Source organism: Bacillus sp. 179-C3.3 HS (genome assembly GCF_047229225.1).
Lineage (GTDB): Bacteria > Bacillota > Bacilli > Bacillales > Bacillaceae > Bacillus.
The window spans coordinates 39,395-54,890 of the sequence record NZ_JBFEFT010000010.1 but is presented as its reverse complement, the minus strand read 5'-3'; the positions used below and the strand labels follow the sequence as shown (position 1 = coordinate 54,890).

Sequence of the window (15,496 nt, the reverse complement as noted above, 5' to 3'; positions counted from 1 at the left end):
GTTTATTTAAGACAGAATGAAAGAGCAGCACATCAAACCATCTTGACTGCTGCTCCGTTATTCGGTTATTTCGTCATGACTGTTTCCTTTACATGTGGAAGGACAGTGTCTTCATAAATTTCAGTCGGATATTTTCCAGTAAAGCATGCCAAGCATTGGCCACGCTGTGGATCATCGTACTTTCTGCCAATCCCGTCCATTAAACCATCTACTGATAAAAATGCAATCGAGTCTGCACCGATTTCCTGTCTAATTTCCTCTACTGAATGAGAAGAAGCAATGAGCTCTTCGTGTGTAGATGTATCAATGCCATAAAAACACGGATGAGCGATTGGCGGTGAACTAATGCGGACATGCACTTCTGTTGCACCGGCTTCTCTGAGCATCTTGACAATACGGCGGCTCGTTGTCCCGCGTACGATCGAATCATCGACCATCACGACACGTTTTCCTTCAACTACCCCGCGCACAGCAGACAGCTTCATTCGCACGCCTTGCTCACGTAACGATTGAGACGGCTGAATAAATGTCCTTCCGACGTACCGGTTTTTGATTAAACCAAGCTCATACGGAATACCAGTTGCTTCGGCATACCCAATCGCTGCGGAAATACTGGAATCTGGTACCCCTGTGACAACATCAGCTTCTACATGGGCTTCTTCTGCAAGTTTTTTACCAAGATTCTTTCTCGCACTATGCACATTGATGCCATTGATGTTGCTATCTGGTCTTGAGAAATAAATATATTCCATGCTACACATGCTACGATTAATGTTCATTGAGAAGCGTTCAGATTTGAGCCCTTCGTCATTAATAATCAGCATTTCACCAGGCTCTACATCTCTTAAGTACGTTGCACCTACTACGTCAAATGCACATGTTTCTGATGCGATGACATATGCGTCACCAAGCATACCAAGTGAAAGTGGGCGTAAGCCGTTCGGGTCAAGCGCCACAATCATTTCTTTTTCCGTCATAATCAAGAAGGCATAAGCACCTTTGAGCATGGAAAGGGCATTTTTGATCTGATCCTTTAAATCAAGATACCCGCTTCGCTTAATTAAGTGGGCAAGCACCTCTGTGTCAGAAGATGTTTGAAAAATGCTTCCTTGGTTTTCAAGCTGCTGCTTTAATTGTGAGGCATTCACTAAGTTCCCGTTGTGGGCAAGCGCCAGACTGCCGTTATTTTGCGAACGGAAGAAGAGGGGCTGCACATTTTCAAAGCCGCCTCCGCCTGATGTCGCATAACGAACGTGTCCGATGGCACTTTTCCCCTTCAAATCCTTTAGCTCACCGTTTTGAAAGACTTCCGTCACCAGTCCAAGGCCTTTATGTGATGTCATGTTTTCACCGTCTGTTGCAATGATCCCCGCACCTTCTTGCCCTCGGTGCTGGAGGCTATGCAATCCGTAATAGGTGATTTGAGGGGCTTCATTGTGTCCCCAAACCCCAAAGACACCACACTCTTCATTTAAGCCTCTGATTTCAGCAAGCATGGGATCGCCCCTTTCCATGCGCTTTCAAGCTCATTGACCGATGCTTGAATCCATTGTTGACCAGTTTGATTTTTGACAGCAAATACGCCATCATGTGTAACCGTTCCAACTTCTTTCGCATCTTTCACAGCCGCCGCAAATGCTTCGCGATTTTCCGGTGTCACTGTGACGACAAAACGTGACTGTGATTCACTGAATAATGACGCTTCGCTGTTTAGATCGATCTGGATATCTGCACCAAGACCGTCCGTGCCAAACGTACTCTCAGCTAGGGCTACTCCAAGACCGCCTTCAGATACATCATGTGCGGATTGAACAAGTCCGTTTTGAATCGCGGCTAGAAGGGCTTCTTGACGCGCGAGCTCTACATCCAAATCAATTTCTGGTGCTTTTCCGTAAATACGGCCTTCTGTCATTTTTTGAAGCTCACTACCTGCAAATTCTTCCTTCGTTTCACCAATGACGAAAATCACATCGCCTGCCTGCTTGAACGATTGCGTCGTAATATGAGCTGTATCTTCAATCAAACCAACCATTCCAATGACTGGTGTTGGGTAAATCGCTGTTCCATTTGATTCGTTATATAAAGAGACGTTTCCACCGATTACCGGCGTGCTTAATGTGCGGCAAGCTTCGCTAATACCATCAGCAGACTTTTCAATTTGCCAGAAAATTTCTGGTTTCTCCGGGTTTCCAAAGTTGAGGTTATCTGTTACTGCAAGTGGACGAGCACCTGAGCAGACAACGTTACGTGCTGCTTCTGCGACTGCAATTTTTCCACCAACCTCTGGATCAAGGTAAAGATAGCGTGCGTTACAATCTGTTGTCATCGCAAGAGCCTTTTTCGTTCCGCGAATTCTCAAAACACCCGCATCAGAGCCTGGTGCAACGACTGTATTTGTCCGAACCATGTAGTCATATTGATCATAGACCCATTCTTTACTTGCAATCGTTGGTTGTTGAAGAAGCTGCTTTAACGTATGTGCTGCATCAGTGATTTCAGGTGCTTCTACTTTCGTTTCTAAGAACTCACGATAGTAAGCAGGCTCACTTGATGGCTTGTGATAAACTGGCGCTTCTTCTGCTAGTGCATCAACAGGAAGCTCACAAACCACTTCACCTTGATGGATTAAACGAAGCATTTTATCGTCTGTTACATGACCGACTGATACAGCTTCAAGATCATATTTTTCAAAGATATCAATGATTTCTTGCTCACGGCCTTTTTCAATGACCAACAGCATTCTTTCTTGTGATTCAGATAGCATCATTTCGTATGCTGACATGCCTGTTTCACGCTGCGGGATGAGGTCTAGATTCATCTCAATCCCTGAACCTGCTTTACTTGCCATTTCCGCACTTGAGCTTGTTAAGCCAGCCGCACCCATATCTTGAATCCCAACAAGTGCATCATTTTTGATGACTTCTAGGCACGCTTCAAGCAATAGTTTTTCCATAAAAGGATCGCCCACTTGAACCGCTGAACGCTTTTCTTCAGATTCATCAGAAAATTCTTCAGAGGCAAAGGTTGCACCATGAATACCGTCACGACCTGTTTTAGCACCAACGTACATCACCGTATTGCCGACGCCCTTGGCCTGCCCCTTTTTAATGTCCTCATGATTGATTAAGCCGACACACATTGCGTTGACGAGCGGATTGCCTTCATAGCTTTTATCAAAGTGTACCTCTCCGCCAACAGTTGGAATGCCAATACAGTTTCCATAGCCAGCAATCCCTGCCACTACTTCTTCAAACAAGTACTTCACACGCGGTGAAGTCAGTTCACCAAAACGAAGAGAGTTTAATACTGCAATTGGACGCGCACCCATGGAGAACACATCACGGATAATCCCGCCGACTCCTGTTGCCGCTCCTTGATATGGTTCAATTGCAGATGGATGGTTATGTGATTCGATTTTAAATACAACCGCTTGGTTGTCTCCAATATCAACAATCCCAGCGCCTTCCCCAGGTCCTTGAAGAACATGTTCTCCTTTTGTCGGGAATTTGCTTAAAACAGGCTTTGAATTTTTATAACTACAATGTTCTGACCACATCACGGAAAAGATTCCCGTTTCTGTGTAGTTCGGCAGCCTGCCAATAATGGATTCGATTAAAGCGAATTCTTCGTCACTCAATCCCATTTGCTCATACAATTTCTCTTCTTTAATTTGCTTGTGACTTGGTTCAAGCAGTAGTGACATGAGTGTCCCTCCAATTTTTCACGATAGATTGAAACAATTTAAGTCCGTCTGCGCTGCCTAGTAATGAATCAACCGCGCGCTCAGGGTGCGGCATCATGCCGAGTACGTTACCTTGCACATTCGTTACACCTGCGATCCGATTCACACTGCCGTTAATATCGTCTCCATAAGTGAAGGCAATTTGGTTATGTGCAATCAGCTCTGCTAATGTCTCTTCATCACAGTAGAAGTTGCCTTCACCATGTGCGACAGGTATTGTAATCGATTCGCCTTTTTGATAACCGCTTGTAAATTGCGTTTCGTTGTTCTCCACAATGAGTTCAACTGGACGACAGATAAATTTCAGGTCTTTATTTCGTCTCATCGCACCTGGTAGAATGCCAAGCTCCTGAAGGATTTGGAACCCGTTACAAACGCCAAGAACAGGCTTTCCTTCCTTCGCTGCCTTCTTCACAGCAGGCATGATATTTGAAAAGCGAGCAATCGCACCGCATCTTAAGTAATCTCCATAAGAGAAACCGCCTGGTACAAGTACACCGTCAAACCCGTCAAGACTTGTTTCCTCGTGCCATACATATTCAACTTGTTCACCTAGCTCATCTTGAATCGCATGATACATATCGATATCACAGTTAGAACCAGGTAAGACGATCACTGCAAACTTCACTGTGCGACAACCTCCTCCACCTCATAGCGGTAATCTTCAATGACTGTATTGGCAAGTAGTTTTTCACACATTTCTTTGACAACTGTGTCTAAATCACGCTCTGATTTTTCAATCACAACCTCCATGTATTTCCCGATTCGGACATCCTTTACTTCCTGATAAGACATGCTGTGTAAAGCGTGTTGCACGGCACTTCCTTGTGGATCAAGAACACTCTCTTTTAAGCTGACAAAAATTTTCACTTTATACATGTTTATGGCCTCCAAGTCTTTTGAAAATTTCTTCGTATGCATTTGTTAAGCCGCCCAGGTTTCGTCTGAACACGTCTTTATCAAGCTTTTCGTTCGTATCCTTATCCCATAGCCTGCACGTATCAGGTGAAATCTCATCAGCTAGCAAAATACGATTCTCGTGATCTATTCCGAATTCAAGTTTGAAATCAATTAAATTTACATGACATGCTGAAAAGATTTGCTTTAATTCTTCATTCACTCGTCTTGTGATTTGTTTGATTTCCTCCACCTGCTCGGGGGTTGCTGCATCTAATATGCGAATATGGTCTTCTGTAATAAGCGGGTCACCCAGTGCATCATCCTTGTAGTAAAATTCGATCAGCGGTGTGTCCAGCTTTGTTCCCTCTGGAATGCCAAGACGCTTCGACATGCTGCCTGCTACAACGTTACGCACAACCACTTCAAGTGGAATGATTTGCACCTTTTGAATCAGTTGATCTGTTTCTGAGATGCGTTTCACAAAGTGATTATTGATCCCTTTTTCATGCAACAACTGAAAGATTAAGCTAGAAATTTCGTTATTCAGTCTGCCTTTCCCCTCAATTTCCGCTTTCTTTTCACCATTAAATGCTGTTGCTGAATCTTTATATTCGACGTATACAATATGCTCGTCATCGGTCTGATAGATTCTTTTTGCTTTGCCTTCATAGAGAAGTTCTTGTTTCACAGTCATTCAGATTGGCCTCCTAGTTTGAATGTTGGCAATTTTCAGGATTGGGCGCCTGACGAGCAGGCATCCCAGTTCTTACACAAGACCTAGACGTTCGAAAATCATATCGACATTTTTCAGATGATAGTTGTAATCGAAGCAGTCAGCGATTTGTTCAGGTGTTAAGCGTGATGTAATTTTCTCTTCCGCTTCTACTAATGTACGGAATGGGACTTGCTTTTCCCACGCTTCCATCGCCTTTGGCTGAACCGTATCATACGCTTCTTCACGTGCCATACCAGTATCAATGAGCGCAAGAAGGACACGCTGTGAGTAAATCAGACCGAGTGTGCGATCCATGTTGCGTTTCATATTCTCTGGGAAGACCGTCAAGTTTTTCACGATATTAGAAAAACGATTTAGCATATAGTTCAGGGCAATCGTTGCATCTGGTAAAATGATGCGTTCAGCAGATGAATGAGAAATATCACGTTCATGCCAAAGCGGTACATTCTCATAGGCTGTCAGCATATATCCTCGAATCACACGCGCAATCCCCGTCATATTTTCAGAGCCGATTGGGTTACGTTTATGCGGCATTGCGGACGATCCTTTTTGTCCCTTTGCGAAAAATTCTTCCACTTCGCGTGTTTCACTCTTTTGCAGTCCACGAATTTCCACTGCGAATTTTTCAATGCTTGTTGCCACTAATGCAAGAGTTGCCATGTAGTCTGCATGACGATCACGCTGCAAGGTTTGGGTTGAAATGGGTGCAGCTTTGATGCCAAGTTTCTCACAGACATATTGCTCAACAAACGGGTCAATGTTCGCATACGTTCCAACAGCACCAGAAATTTTCCCGTACTCGATGCCAGCTTTCGCTTGTTTAAAACGTTCTAAGTTACGCTTCATTTCTTCGTACCAAAGAGCAAGCTTCAGCCCAAATGTTGTCGGTTCAGCGTGTACACCGTGTGTACGGCCCATCATGACAGTATATTTGTGCTCTTTTGCTTTTTCTTTTAGGATGTCAACAAATCTCTCAATATCCTTGAGTAAGATATCGTTCGCCTGTTTTAATAGATATGAAAGCGCCGTATCCACCACGTCTGTCGATGTTAAGCCGTAATGAACCCACTTTCTCTCGTCTCCTAGAGACTCAGATACAGCACGCGTAAATGCAACAACGTCGTGACGTGTGTCTTGTTCAATCTCCAAAATACGATCAATATCAAAGCTTGCATTTTTTCGCATCGTGACCACATCTTCTTTCGGGATGATGCCAAGCTCTGCCCAAGCCTCACAAGCAAGAATTTCCACTTCAAGCCATGCGTTAAATTTGTTTTCTTCTGTCCAGATTGCTGACATTTCTGGTCGTGCGTAACGTTCGATCATTTCCCGTTTCCTCCATCTCTTTCAGTCCATATGTTTGTGATGTTTGTCATCCATTCATCGTCGAGCTTTTTCATAAACGTCATATGACCCATTTTGCGCCCAGCTTTCACTTCATGCTTTCCGTATACATAAAGCTTCGCTTCCTTCAAAAGTTCGGGTTGCTCCTCTGGGATGAACAATTCGTCGCCTAATAAGTTGACCATCATTCCTTCTGATAAAAGGGCTGTGCCACCAAGCGGTAAACCGCAAATGGCGCGAATATGCTGTTCAAACTGACTTGTTTCACATAAGTCGAGTGTATAATGACCCGAATTGTGCGGGCGAGGTGCAAGCTCATTGACGAGCAGCTCTCCTTCATTTGTCAGGAACAATTCAACAGCAAGCGTGCCGACTAATCCGAGCTTTTCAGCAAGTGTCGTTGCCAGCTCCTTCGCTTTATCTTGAATGCCAGCATCCACCCTAGCAGGCACAATGCTTTGGAATAAAATATTGTTTTTATGAATGTTTTCTGCTACTGGAAATACGGCAATTTCCCCATGAACAGATCGGGTCACGATGACTGAAAGCTCCATTTGAAATGGCACCCAGCTCTCTAAAATACACGTACCGTGTGTGAGCAATGCAGCTGCTTCATCAAGCTGACCTTGCTCTTTTATGACGTACTGTCCTTTTCCATCGTAGCCGCCTCTACATGTTTTCAATACAGCAGGTAATCCAAGCTCATGAACTGCCTCGATTAACTCCTTTTGATCGTGAATGATTCGATAAGGGGCTACTTCACAGCCAGCATCTACAATTCCCTTTTTCTCTGTTTCTCGATTTTGGGTTAATAGAAGAAGTTCACTTCCTTGCGGCAAGTACGCCTCTTCCTTCAACTGATTTAGCGCATCATAATCAATATTTTCAAACTCATATGTGACAACATCGCTTCGTTCTGCTAGCTTCCGAATCGCCTCAAGGTCACTATAGGCTGCTGTAATTTCCGTATCGGCAACCTGTCCACATGGTGATTGTGTGACTGGATCGACGACAGCGACTTGATACCCCATTTGCTTTGCGCTCACGGCCATATATCTGCCTAGCTGTCCTCCACCGATGATACCGATGGTTGCCTTTGGAAAAATGGTCTTTTTAGTCAAGCTGATCACTGCTTTCTAATACAGTCTGTTTTGTCTGCTCTCTTCTCTCCTCTAGACGAGTCGCGAGCTTTTCATCAAATGCTGAGATCATTTGTGCTGCAAGTAATCCTGCGTTCGTTGCACCGGCCTTTCCTATTGCTACTGTGGCAACAGGTACACCGCCTGGCATTTGAACGATTGATAATAAGGAATCAAGTCCATTAAGTGCCTTTGATTGAACAGGCACGCCAATGACCGGAAGTGTCGTTTTCGCTGCGACCATCCCCGGTAAATGTGCTGCGCCTCCAGCGCCAGCAATAATGACCTTTAGCCCTTTATCTCTTGCTGTGCTCGCATAATCAAACATCAAATCAGGTGTCCGATGTGCGGATACTACCTGTTTTTCATACGGAACGTCTAGTTCCTCTAAGATGTCGCATGCATTTTTCATTGTTTCCCAATCAGATGTACTTCCCATAATGACACCCACAAGCGGCTTCATATTGTCCCCACCTTTAAACTTTTAAACTGAGATTCGATTTTGAATCGTTTGACACGCTTCCCAAACCTAAGTAGCTTGTCAAACGCCGAACAAAAAGACCCGATTTGTATTGCATTGTTAGGAAGCAACACAAACCGGGCCATGGTAAGCGCTGTTCGCTTTTATAACGCCATGTCAGTTTTGTTCACTATCCTGCATAGTCCAGTCATTTACGGTAACTGGGTAGAAACTTATGGGCCATATTCCCAAGATTATATGAGGCTCGTGTTTTGATTTCATGTTTATCTTAACAACGGATGTTCATGATGTCAACGGATTTATCGAACAATCTATGAAGTCGTCGTTTTAATGTTCGGATTTAGACTAACCTTCCTTCGAATACGATTTTTTTTCCAAATGGAATGATCTGAATCGACCCATTTTCCTTCTTTTCCTGAAAAATCGGCTCCTCCATTCGGCGGACGGGCGAATACCCTTCTTCTTCCATCTGAGCCAACACTTGATCAATCGTCATATCGTCTTCTACATAAAATTTTTTCTTCTTTGGTTTTGCGGTCATTCTTTAATTCTCCTTTTCTTCACAGCCTTTACCCAGAAGCCACCATGAATCGTTTTAGGCTCATATGAGATGATAAATGCTTTTGAATCAAGCGTTTTAATCGTTTCATATAGTTGTAGTTCATATTTTCTCGGTGTTAAAATTTGCATTGCTGACCGATCTCCTTCAAGACCGCCTACTACCCAGTTGGTGACACCGTATCCTTTTTCCCTCAACTGTCTCGGGAGATCAAGATCCAATTCCTTTGTTATCACATTCACGGTTATGTAACCAAGTGCCAGCTTCTCTTCAATTTTCATGCCGACAATGATCCCGATCCCATAACCAAGTGCGTATGCAATGACATTTTGTACTTGATCTAAGTTATCCAGTACAATACTTAACCCAATCACATAAATAAGCATTTCGACTGTTCCAGCAAATGCTGCTGCATACCGTCTACCTTTCATTGTTAAAATCAATCGCATCGTAGAAAAAGAGACATACACAATGTTAATCACTAAAATAATCAAAACCATGATGAACGCATTGGATAAAAGTTGTTGAACCACGTTTAGTACCCCCTGCACTTAAAATCAAATAAAGCACCCCATATTCTACTAGAGAACAAAACTTGATACAATCAAATTTGTGCCAGAATCACACATGCCTTTTCTGACGACTAGGATGATCTTCGTTACCAGAGTTTACCCGTTTTTCTATCTTCTCAACACAAAAACCTCCCTTTTTCAAAAAGGAGGCTTCATGATGTCTTATCCAAATTGGACAGGAATAAGTGAGGGAATCAAATAAGTCCCAACAATTCCCCATAACAACGTAATAAAAATCAGCTCAATCAATAACAATACCCAAGCAGCGTACATTAAATCTCCTCGAACTGCTTCTTGCTCCAATTGAATTGAGCGAAAAAGCACAATCGCTATACACTGGAGACCGAAAAACATCATCACGGATAAAATGACCGTTATATATGGAAGATTCAGCATGGCAAACACAAGCCAAAAGATAGATAAAACCAGTACGGGTACAAGTGCCGCACCAAACTTCATGATCACTTCTTTTAGCGTAATGTCTCCTTTCAGCATGTACTTTCCAATGACCCAAACCGTGAGCATCATCAACATCAACAATAAGAGCGTAAAGACCGATACCCTCAGAAAGGCGTCACCAAAAGTATAATGATTGCCAAAGCCTAATAATCGGGTCTTTGACGCCTTTAATTGTGCATAGTTCCCTAATGCAAAAAACACACTGAATAACACGATCGAGATCCATGCGTACTTCATCCGCAATGTATGCACTTGATTCATCGCTTGACTCGGCGATTTTAACATCGCAAGTCCATATGACCCATAGCGCTGAAACGCGCCGCCTATACCGCTCATCATGCGCTGAGTGACTGAACGCTCATGATTTGTTTTTGAGCTCCTCCCACGTTTTGCAGCGCTTCGGCTTCGTCGAGATTGTCTTGTTTCCTGATCTATCGATGGCTCTTCATTTTTCATTTCAGATGTAACCTGCTCTGACTCTCTCTCTACCAACTCGTATCAACTCCTCTTAAACACAATCGTACAAGTTCACCGAAGTGACTGTCCGATTGACTCCTACCAAAATAGCGAAGTCTCTTTATGCAGTCAAGACTTCTTGCCTTTCATACGTATAGACGGATGAAGGGTAGAAAAGGTTTTAAAACATGGAAAAAAGCTGATGAACACATCAGCTTGAATAAAAGTGTAGCACCATGGAAGATACAAAAAAACAGCAGCCCATATGAGCTGCTGTTTTGTGCACTTCTTAATGATTTAAGAATGCAAAGTATAGAATAAAGATGACAAACAATCCGTACATAATCGGATGTACTTCTTTCGCTTTACCTTTAAAAATCATCGTAATTGGATAGAAAATAAAACCAATTGCAATCCCTGTAGCAATACTATACGTCAGTGGCATCATAATCATGGTCAAGAAAGCTGGAACAGCAATCTCAAAGCGATCCCATGCAATTTTCGCAAGTGGCGCTACCATCAATGCCCCTACAATGATTAAAGCAGGTGCCGTCACATTCGGCGTGACAACAGATAACAGTGGTGAGAAGAACATGGCAAGCAGGAAGAACAAACCTGTCACGACCGCCGCAAAACCTGAACGCGCACCAGCTGCAACACCTGAACTTGATTCAACATAAGACGTTGTCGTAGAAGTACCTAGCACGGAACCAACAACGATCGAAGAAGAGTCCGCAAGAAGTGCTCTTCCTGCACGTGGCAACTCATTATTTTTCATTAAACCAGCTTGTGTCGCGACCGCCACAAGTGTCCCAGCCGTATCAAAGAACCCAACAAAAAGGAACGTTAAAATGACGACAAGCATTTGAATAGAGAAAATGTCTGGCAAGTGAATCAAAGCTTGCCCAAAGGTTGGAGCCAAACTAGGAATACTGTCCACAATTTGAGACGGTACTGGCACAAGACTGAAGATCATTCCAGCGATCGCCGTCACGAGCATCCCAATGAACACACCTGCATTCACACGAAGAACCATTAAAATGACCGTCACAATAATACCAAACACAGTTAAAAGAACAGGACCACTATGAACATTCCCAATAGAAACGAGTGTATTTTCATTACCGGTGATAATACCAGAACCTTGAAGACCGACGAACGTAATGAACAACCCAATTCCAGCGCCAACAGCTAGCTTCAACTCAGCCGGAATGGCATTAATGATTTTTTCACGAAAACCTGTTAAAGAAAGTGCAACGAAAATTAATCCTGAAACAAACACACCTGATAACGCTGCTTCCCAAGAAATCCCCATACCGAGAACAACCGAGAAAGCGAAGAACGCATTCAGCCCCATTCCAGGTGCAATCGCAATCGGATACCTGGCGATTATCCCCATCAGGAAACACCCTGCTGCAGATGCTAAAGCCGTGGCTGTAAAGACAGCTCCTTGATCAATACGTAATTTATCTGGAAAATCCGGTACTGCCACAAGCGCAAGTGTCATCGGATTGACAAACAAAATGTAAGCCATCGACAAAAATGTGGTTAAACCGCCGATGATCTCTCTGCGATAATTCGTCCCTAACTCATCAAACTGAAAAAACTGTTTCAAAGCCAACTGACTCCCTTCATGTCCTTTTGCCTTAGTCTGCCTCATTCAAGTCAAATAAAAAGCGCCCCAACAATATGGGACGCTTGACTACAATTGAATTCAGGACGCGACATAAAACAAGAACAATGCATGATTTATATCAAACGAGTGTGAATTGACGTAGTCAAGCCATTTACGGTAGCTCGGTAGAAACTTGTGGGCCATATCCCCACGATTATACGACATCTATCTATTTGATTTTCTGTGTCTATTGTACCAACATCATTTTTAAAAAACAAGACGAAAAGCGAACATTTTTCAAAAAAATGTCCGCTTCATTCGTCTTATTACACTAATTTGGAAATTAGTTTGTAGTTCTTTAGGCATCCTTCTCCAAATCCTTCTCTTTTGCAATTTAGGCTTTATCAAAAGATCTTTCACTGCGAAAAAGGCTTGAGAGAGAGCGGCGAGCACAACCTCTCGATAGACAGTTATTCAGCTCATAAATGTGTACAAGCTGTTGCAGTAAAACCGCCAAGCTCGAGTGTTAATAAAGACTCCATTCGAATAAATCAACAAAAAAAGGGAACTTGTATAACCTTGTTCCCTTTTTTATTTATCGACTAGCTTTGGATGTTTCTTTTTTGACTGGAATGGTTACAGTTATAGCTTTATGTGGTGCTAAATCATTCAGATATGACAAATTAAGGTAAATCCCATAATCCTTAAATGAAAAATTGTTTAATGATAATGTGTCTAACTCCTTATTATCAAATTTAAAGGTAGATTGCATAGAAGCTGTCTTCAAATTCGTCACCTTCGCATCATTCCCCTTCAAGTAATATCCATTTTCATAATTCACTTCAGGATCTGGCCATGATTTCATCTTCTCAATATCCCCTAATCCTATCAATTCACTCACACTCTTCAAAATATCTTCATCTAACTCTCCCTTTTTTACTCCAGTAAATTGATAATCAACCGTCACAGAACGCCCTTTTTGCTCTATGTTATTGATCTTTATTCCTATTTCATTATGCTTTGTTTTGAACTGAACAGGCAGCTTTGTCTGGAGAGGAATGATGTGGCTGTATTCTCGTTCGATATCCACATATGTGTCAAATGTCAATTCAGTCGCCTTTGGATTGATCGGCTGATTCAAAATCGTCAAATGATCTTTTCTAGTTTTGTCAGGAGTCAGTTGTTTTTTCCTTAAAACAGTTCCAATCTCAAGCTGATACTCATTCCCTAAATTATCCTTCATTCCAACAATACTGACTATATCATCTTTGGCAAAACCATTGTAATCAATCGCATATTGAATAGCAGAGCTTTCCACTCCATTTTCTACCTTTACATCCCTTATTTCGTAACGTCCATTTAGAATAGACACATCTTTTTGTCCAGATAACAAAGTGGTTTTTTGCTTAACCACAGGTAACTCAAAGCGCCAATTCCCTACAACATCTCCAATTTTCGAAATCACAAGTGGCGCATTTTGACCTTGTTTAATCGTCTGTCCATTTGTATAGAATTCCATTCTTCCAACATAGCGACCATCTTTTAATTTTTTCAACTCTGTTTCATCATAATTAGGTTGAAAGTTTCCATTGATTTTTTCTGCATTCACTCTATATGATACAAAATCTTCTTTTGTATGGAAATTCTCCACAGTAAACGTATAAACAAGCCGCCCGGCATCATAATAGACACTGTTTACTTTCACGGTGATCCCTCGTGATTCAGCCCCCTCATTGACATGCTTCACCAAATCACTCTGAAAAAGGGACATTCCTACTTTATCGTGAAACATCATATAAAACTGTCCAACAATCGGTACACGTGCCATTGCTGTATTAAGAGAAGGAAAAAGGAAACCTGATGAAAAGTAAAGGACGACGAGAACGATGACAGAGTATATTGGCGTTCTCCAACTCCATGTAAACCAGCGTCTTTTCTTTTCCGCTTTCACATCATCAATGGCTTGACGAATTGCAGAGGTCACTTCCATTTTGGGTACATCAATTTCATCATAAAGCTTTTTCATTTCTTTTGTTTCCATTGACACTCTCCTCCTCTTCCAATGTTTGCTTTAATAACTTTCTTGCTCGATACAAATGTGTTTTGACCGTTCCTTCAGGCACATCAATCTGTTCAGAAATCATAGAAATCGAATAATCTTGAAAATAAAATAGCTGAATCACGAGCTGGTATTGCTCATCTAATACTTCAAGTGCGCTGTTTAGGTCAAGCCTATCTTCCAAACGATCGTTACTCTCAATACTTTCATGTTGTTGCTCAAAAGGAATAACATCTTGTTGCTTTTTTTTCATCGCAAAAATTGTATGAATCAAAATACGAGTCAACCAACTAGTAAAATAAGCTGGTTCCTTTAGATTCGCCATGTGTTTAAAGGCCTTCAAGACAGTCTCCTGTACAGCATCTAACGAATCCTCTTTATTTCTTGTGTAGAGAAAAGCCGTTTTATATAAACGGTCTTGATTAAGTAGCATTAATTTCTCAAATGCTGGTATGTTTCCTTTTTGTGCTTTTTTAATTAGACGTTCTTGCTTCATCTCATTCACACCTCCTACACCTGTTAGAGCACGCTTTCTCTCAAACGGTTTCAACAAACAGAAATTTCTTTTACTCAACATATGTCGGACAAAAATAGAAAAAGTGAAGGAATTGGGTCGATAGATCAAGTGGAACATTTGATATAATGGAAGAAATATCTATAAAAAGGAGTATGTTGAATGTTTCTATTTGAAGAACCCGCGTGTGCAAGCTGTAAGAAAAAGATAGAAGGAAACGAAGAAGTGTACGTCAAACTCGTTTATCCAAAAAGACGGGGCATGACAGAAGTAAAAGCTTGGCTAAGGAATGAAGGCGTTTTTTATTGCAAGACTTGTACAGAACAAAAGACATCACATGGAGGATAAACGAATGAACAACATCACCTTCCCACACTCATTTCCAACGATACAAACCGAAAGACTGATCTTAAAACAAGCAACGGTCGAAGACGCTGAGGATATGCACATCTATTTATCCAATGAAACTGTGTGCCGCTACATGGGAATTGATGCCCATCAATCGATTGAAGAAACGAAAGAAGAAATCGATTGGTATAACCAAATCTTCAAAGAACAAACAGGAATTAGATGGGGGATTTCCTTAAAAGGAGATTCAACGATTATCGGTAGCTGTGGGTTTCTCAATCTAAAAAAGCAACATCGTCGTACAGAGATTGGCTATGAATTGCATCATGATCATTGGAGAAAAGGCATTATGAGTGAAGCGATTGCTGCGGTGTTGCGATATGGATTTCAGAAGATGAATTTGAATCGGATTGAAGCGGTTATTGATCCAGAAAATACGTCTTCTGTTCAATTATTGGAGAAGTTTGATTTTGTGCGAGAGGGTTTATTGAGGGAGTATGAATTAGGTCAAAAGGGATTTGATGATGTGTACATCTTTGGGTTACTTAAAAATTAGAAAATACCCTCAAGTT

At 42.0% G+C, this 15,496-nt stretch carries 16 protein-coding genes and 2 riboswitches; of the genes, 2 read left to right on the top strand and 14 right to left on the bottom strand.

Going from position 1 to position 15,496, the window contains the following annotated elements; genetic code table 11:
• Positions 1-65 precede the first annotated feature (65 nt).
• The 14 genes from purF to AB1K80_RS08440 form a co-directional block, all read right to left on the bottom strand.
• Positions 66-1,496, bottom strand: coding sequence for an amidophosphoribosyltransferase (gene purF, locus AB1K80_RS08505; protein WP_412856185.1), 1,431 nt, complete (start codon positions 1,494-1,496; stop codon positions 66-68).
• Complete coding sequence (purL, locus tag AB1K80_RS08500) at positions 1,472-3,703, bottom strand: phosphoribosylformylglycinamidine synthase subunit PurL (protein ID WP_412856184.1); 2,232 nt, start codon at positions 3,701-3,703, stop codon at positions 1,472-1,474. Before purL ends, purF begins: the two co-directional genes overlap by 25 nt.
• Positions 3,687-4,370, bottom strand: coding sequence for a phosphoribosylformylglycinamidine synthase subunit PurQ (gene purQ, locus AB1K80_RS08495; protein WP_412856183.1), 684 nt, complete (start codon positions 4,368-4,370; stop codon positions 3,687-3,689). The genes purL and purQ overlap by 17 nt, the downstream gene beginning before the upstream one ends.
• Positions 4,367-4,621 carry a phosphoribosylformylglycinamidine synthase subunit PurS gene (gene purS, locus AB1K80_RS08490; protein ID WP_412856182.1) on the bottom strand — a complete coding sequence of 85 codons (255 nt, stop codon included), beginning with the start codon at positions 4,619-4,621 and terminating at the stop codon, positions 4,367-4,369. Before purS ends, purQ begins: the two co-directional genes overlap by 4 nt.
• Positions 4,614-5,336, bottom strand: a complete 723-nt coding sequence (gene purC / locus AB1K80_RS08485) for a phosphoribosylaminoimidazolesuccinocarboxamide synthase (RefSeq protein ID WP_412856181.1) — start codon at positions 5,334-5,336, stop codon at positions 4,614-4,616. The genes purS and purC overlap by 8 nt, the downstream gene beginning before the upstream one ends.
• A 72-nt stretch (positions 5,337-5,408) precedes the next feature.
• Positions 5,409-6,704: an adenylosuccinate lyase gene (gene purB, locus AB1K80_RS08480; RefSeq protein WP_412856180.1), complete on the bottom strand. Its 1,296-nt coding sequence runs from the start codon at positions 6,702-6,704 to the stop codon at positions 5,409-5,411.
• On the bottom strand, positions 6,701-7,843 hold the full coding sequence (gene purK / locus AB1K80_RS08475; protein ID WP_412856179.1) for a 5-(carboxyamino)imidazole ribonucleotide synthase: 1,143 nt from the start codon (positions 7,841-7,843) through the stop codon (positions 6,701-6,703). Before purK ends, purB begins: the two co-directional genes overlap by 4 nt.
• A complete protein-coding gene (purE, locus tag AB1K80_RS08470) occupies positions 7,836-8,324 on the bottom strand; it encodes a 5-(carboxyamino)imidazole ribonucleotide mutase (protein WP_412856178.1) in 489 nt (162 codons plus the stop codon). The genes purK and purE overlap by 8 nt, the downstream gene beginning before the upstream one ends.
• Positions 8,325-8,501: 177 nt before the next feature.
• Positions 8,502-8,603: riboswitch (purine riboswitch) on the bottom strand.
• Between the two features lie 79 nt (positions 8,604-8,682).
• Positions 8,683-8,883, bottom strand: a complete 201-nt coding sequence (locus tag AB1K80_RS08465) for an NETI motif-containing protein (RefSeq protein ID WP_412856177.1) — start codon at positions 8,881-8,883, stop codon at positions 8,683-8,685.
• Positions 8,880-9,434 (bottom strand): DUF2179 domain-containing protein, encoded by a 555-nt coding sequence (locus tag AB1K80_RS08460; RefSeq protein WP_412856176.1) that lies wholly within the window; start codon positions 9,432-9,434, stop codon positions 8,880-8,882. The genes AB1K80_RS08465 and AB1K80_RS08460 overlap by 4 nt, the downstream gene beginning before the upstream one ends.
• 201 nt (positions 9,435-9,635) lie before the next feature.
• Positions 9,636-10,388, bottom strand: a complete 753-nt coding sequence (locus tag AB1K80_RS08455) for a hypothetical protein (RefSeq protein WP_412856228.1) — start codon at positions 10,386-10,388, stop codon at positions 9,636-9,638.
• Between the two features lie 289 nt (positions 10,389-10,677).
• Complete coding sequence (locus AB1K80_RS08450; RefSeq protein ID WP_412856175.1) at positions 10,678-12,003, bottom strand: NCS2 family permease; 1,326 nt, start codon at positions 12,001-12,003, stop codon at positions 10,678-10,680.
• A gap of 140 nt (positions 12,004-12,143) precedes the next feature.
• A riboswitch (purine riboswitch) is annotated at positions 12,144-12,245 on the bottom strand.
• Positions 12,246-12,598: 353 nt separating this feature from the next.
• Positions 12,599-14,044 (bottom strand): DUF4179 domain-containing protein, encoded by a 1,446-nt coding sequence (locus AB1K80_RS08445; RefSeq protein ID WP_412856174.1) that lies wholly within the window; start codon positions 14,042-14,044, stop codon positions 12,599-12,601.
• Positions 14,013-14,558, bottom strand: a complete 546-nt coding sequence (locus AB1K80_RS08440; RefSeq protein ID WP_412856173.1) for a sigma-70 family RNA polymerase sigma factor — start codon at positions 14,556-14,558, stop codon at positions 14,013-14,015. Before AB1K80_RS08440 ends, AB1K80_RS08445 begins: the two co-directional genes overlap by 32 nt.
• 180 nt (positions 14,559-14,738) lie before the next feature.
• On the opposite strand from AB1K80_RS08440, the gene AB1K80_RS08435 reads away from it, so the two are divergent.
• Both AB1K80_RS08435 and AB1K80_RS08430 read left to right on the top strand, forming a co-directional pair.
• Positions 14,739-14,924, top strand: coding sequence for a Fe3+ hydroxamate ABC transporter substrate-binding protein (locus AB1K80_RS08435; RefSeq protein ID WP_412856172.1), 186 nt, complete (start codon positions 14,739-14,741; stop codon positions 14,922-14,924).
• Positions 14,925-14,928: 4 nt separating this feature from the next.
• Positions 14,929-15,480 (top strand): GNAT family N-acetyltransferase, encoded by a 552-nt coding sequence (locus tag AB1K80_RS08430; protein ID WP_412856171.1) that lies wholly within the window; start codon positions 14,929-14,931, stop codon positions 15,478-15,480.
• The last annotated feature ends 16 nt before the right edge of the window (positions 15,481-15,496 follow it).

Bases quoted from the DNA above. Each gene is read 5' to 3' on its own strand.
- purF (WP_412856185.1), bottom strand. From the start codon at position 1,496: ATGCTTGCTGAAATCAGAGGCTTAAATGAAGAGTGTGGTGTCTTTGGG.
- purL (WP_412856184.1), bottom strand. From the start codon at position 3,703: ATGTCACTACTGCTTGAACCAAGTCACAAGCAAATTAAAGAAGAGAAA.
- purS (WP_412856182.1), bottom strand. From the start codon at position 4,621: ATGTATAAAGTGAAAATTTTTGTCAGCTTAAAAGAGAGTGTTCTTGAT.
- purC (WP_412856181.1), bottom strand. From the start codon at position 5,336: ATGACTGTGAAACAAGAACTTCTCTATGAAGGCAAAGCAAAAAGAATC.
- purB (WP_412856180.1), bottom strand. From the start codon at position 6,704: ATGATCGAACGTTACGCACGACCAGAAATGTCAGCAATCTGGACAGAA.
- purE (WP_412856178.1), bottom strand. From the start codon at position 8,324: ATGAAGCCGCTTGTGGGTGTCATTATGGGAAGTACATCTGATTGGGAA.
- AB1K80_RS08465 (WP_412856177.1), bottom strand. From the start codon at position 8,883: ATGACCGCAAAACCAAAGAAGAAAAAATTTTATGTAGAAGACGATATG.
- AB1K80_RS08455 (WP_412856228.1), bottom strand. From the start codon at position 10,388: ATGAAAAATGAAGAGCCATCGATAGATCAGGAAACAAGACAATCTCGA.
- AB1K80_RS08445 (WP_412856174.1), bottom strand. From the start codon at position 14,044: ATGGAAACAAAAGAAATGAAAAAGCTTTATGATGAAATTGATGTACCC.
- AB1K80_RS08440 (WP_412856173.1), bottom strand. From the start codon at position 14,558: ATGAAGCAAGAACGTCTAATTAAAAAAGCACAAAAAGGAAACATACCA.
- AB1K80_RS08435 (WP_412856172.1), top strand. From the start codon at position 14,739: ATGTTTCTATTTGAAGAACCCGCGTGTGCAAGCTGTAAGAAAAAGATA.
- AB1K80_RS08430 (WP_412856171.1), top strand. From the start codon at position 14,929: ATGAACAACATCACCTTCCCACACTCATTTCCAACGATACAAACCGAA.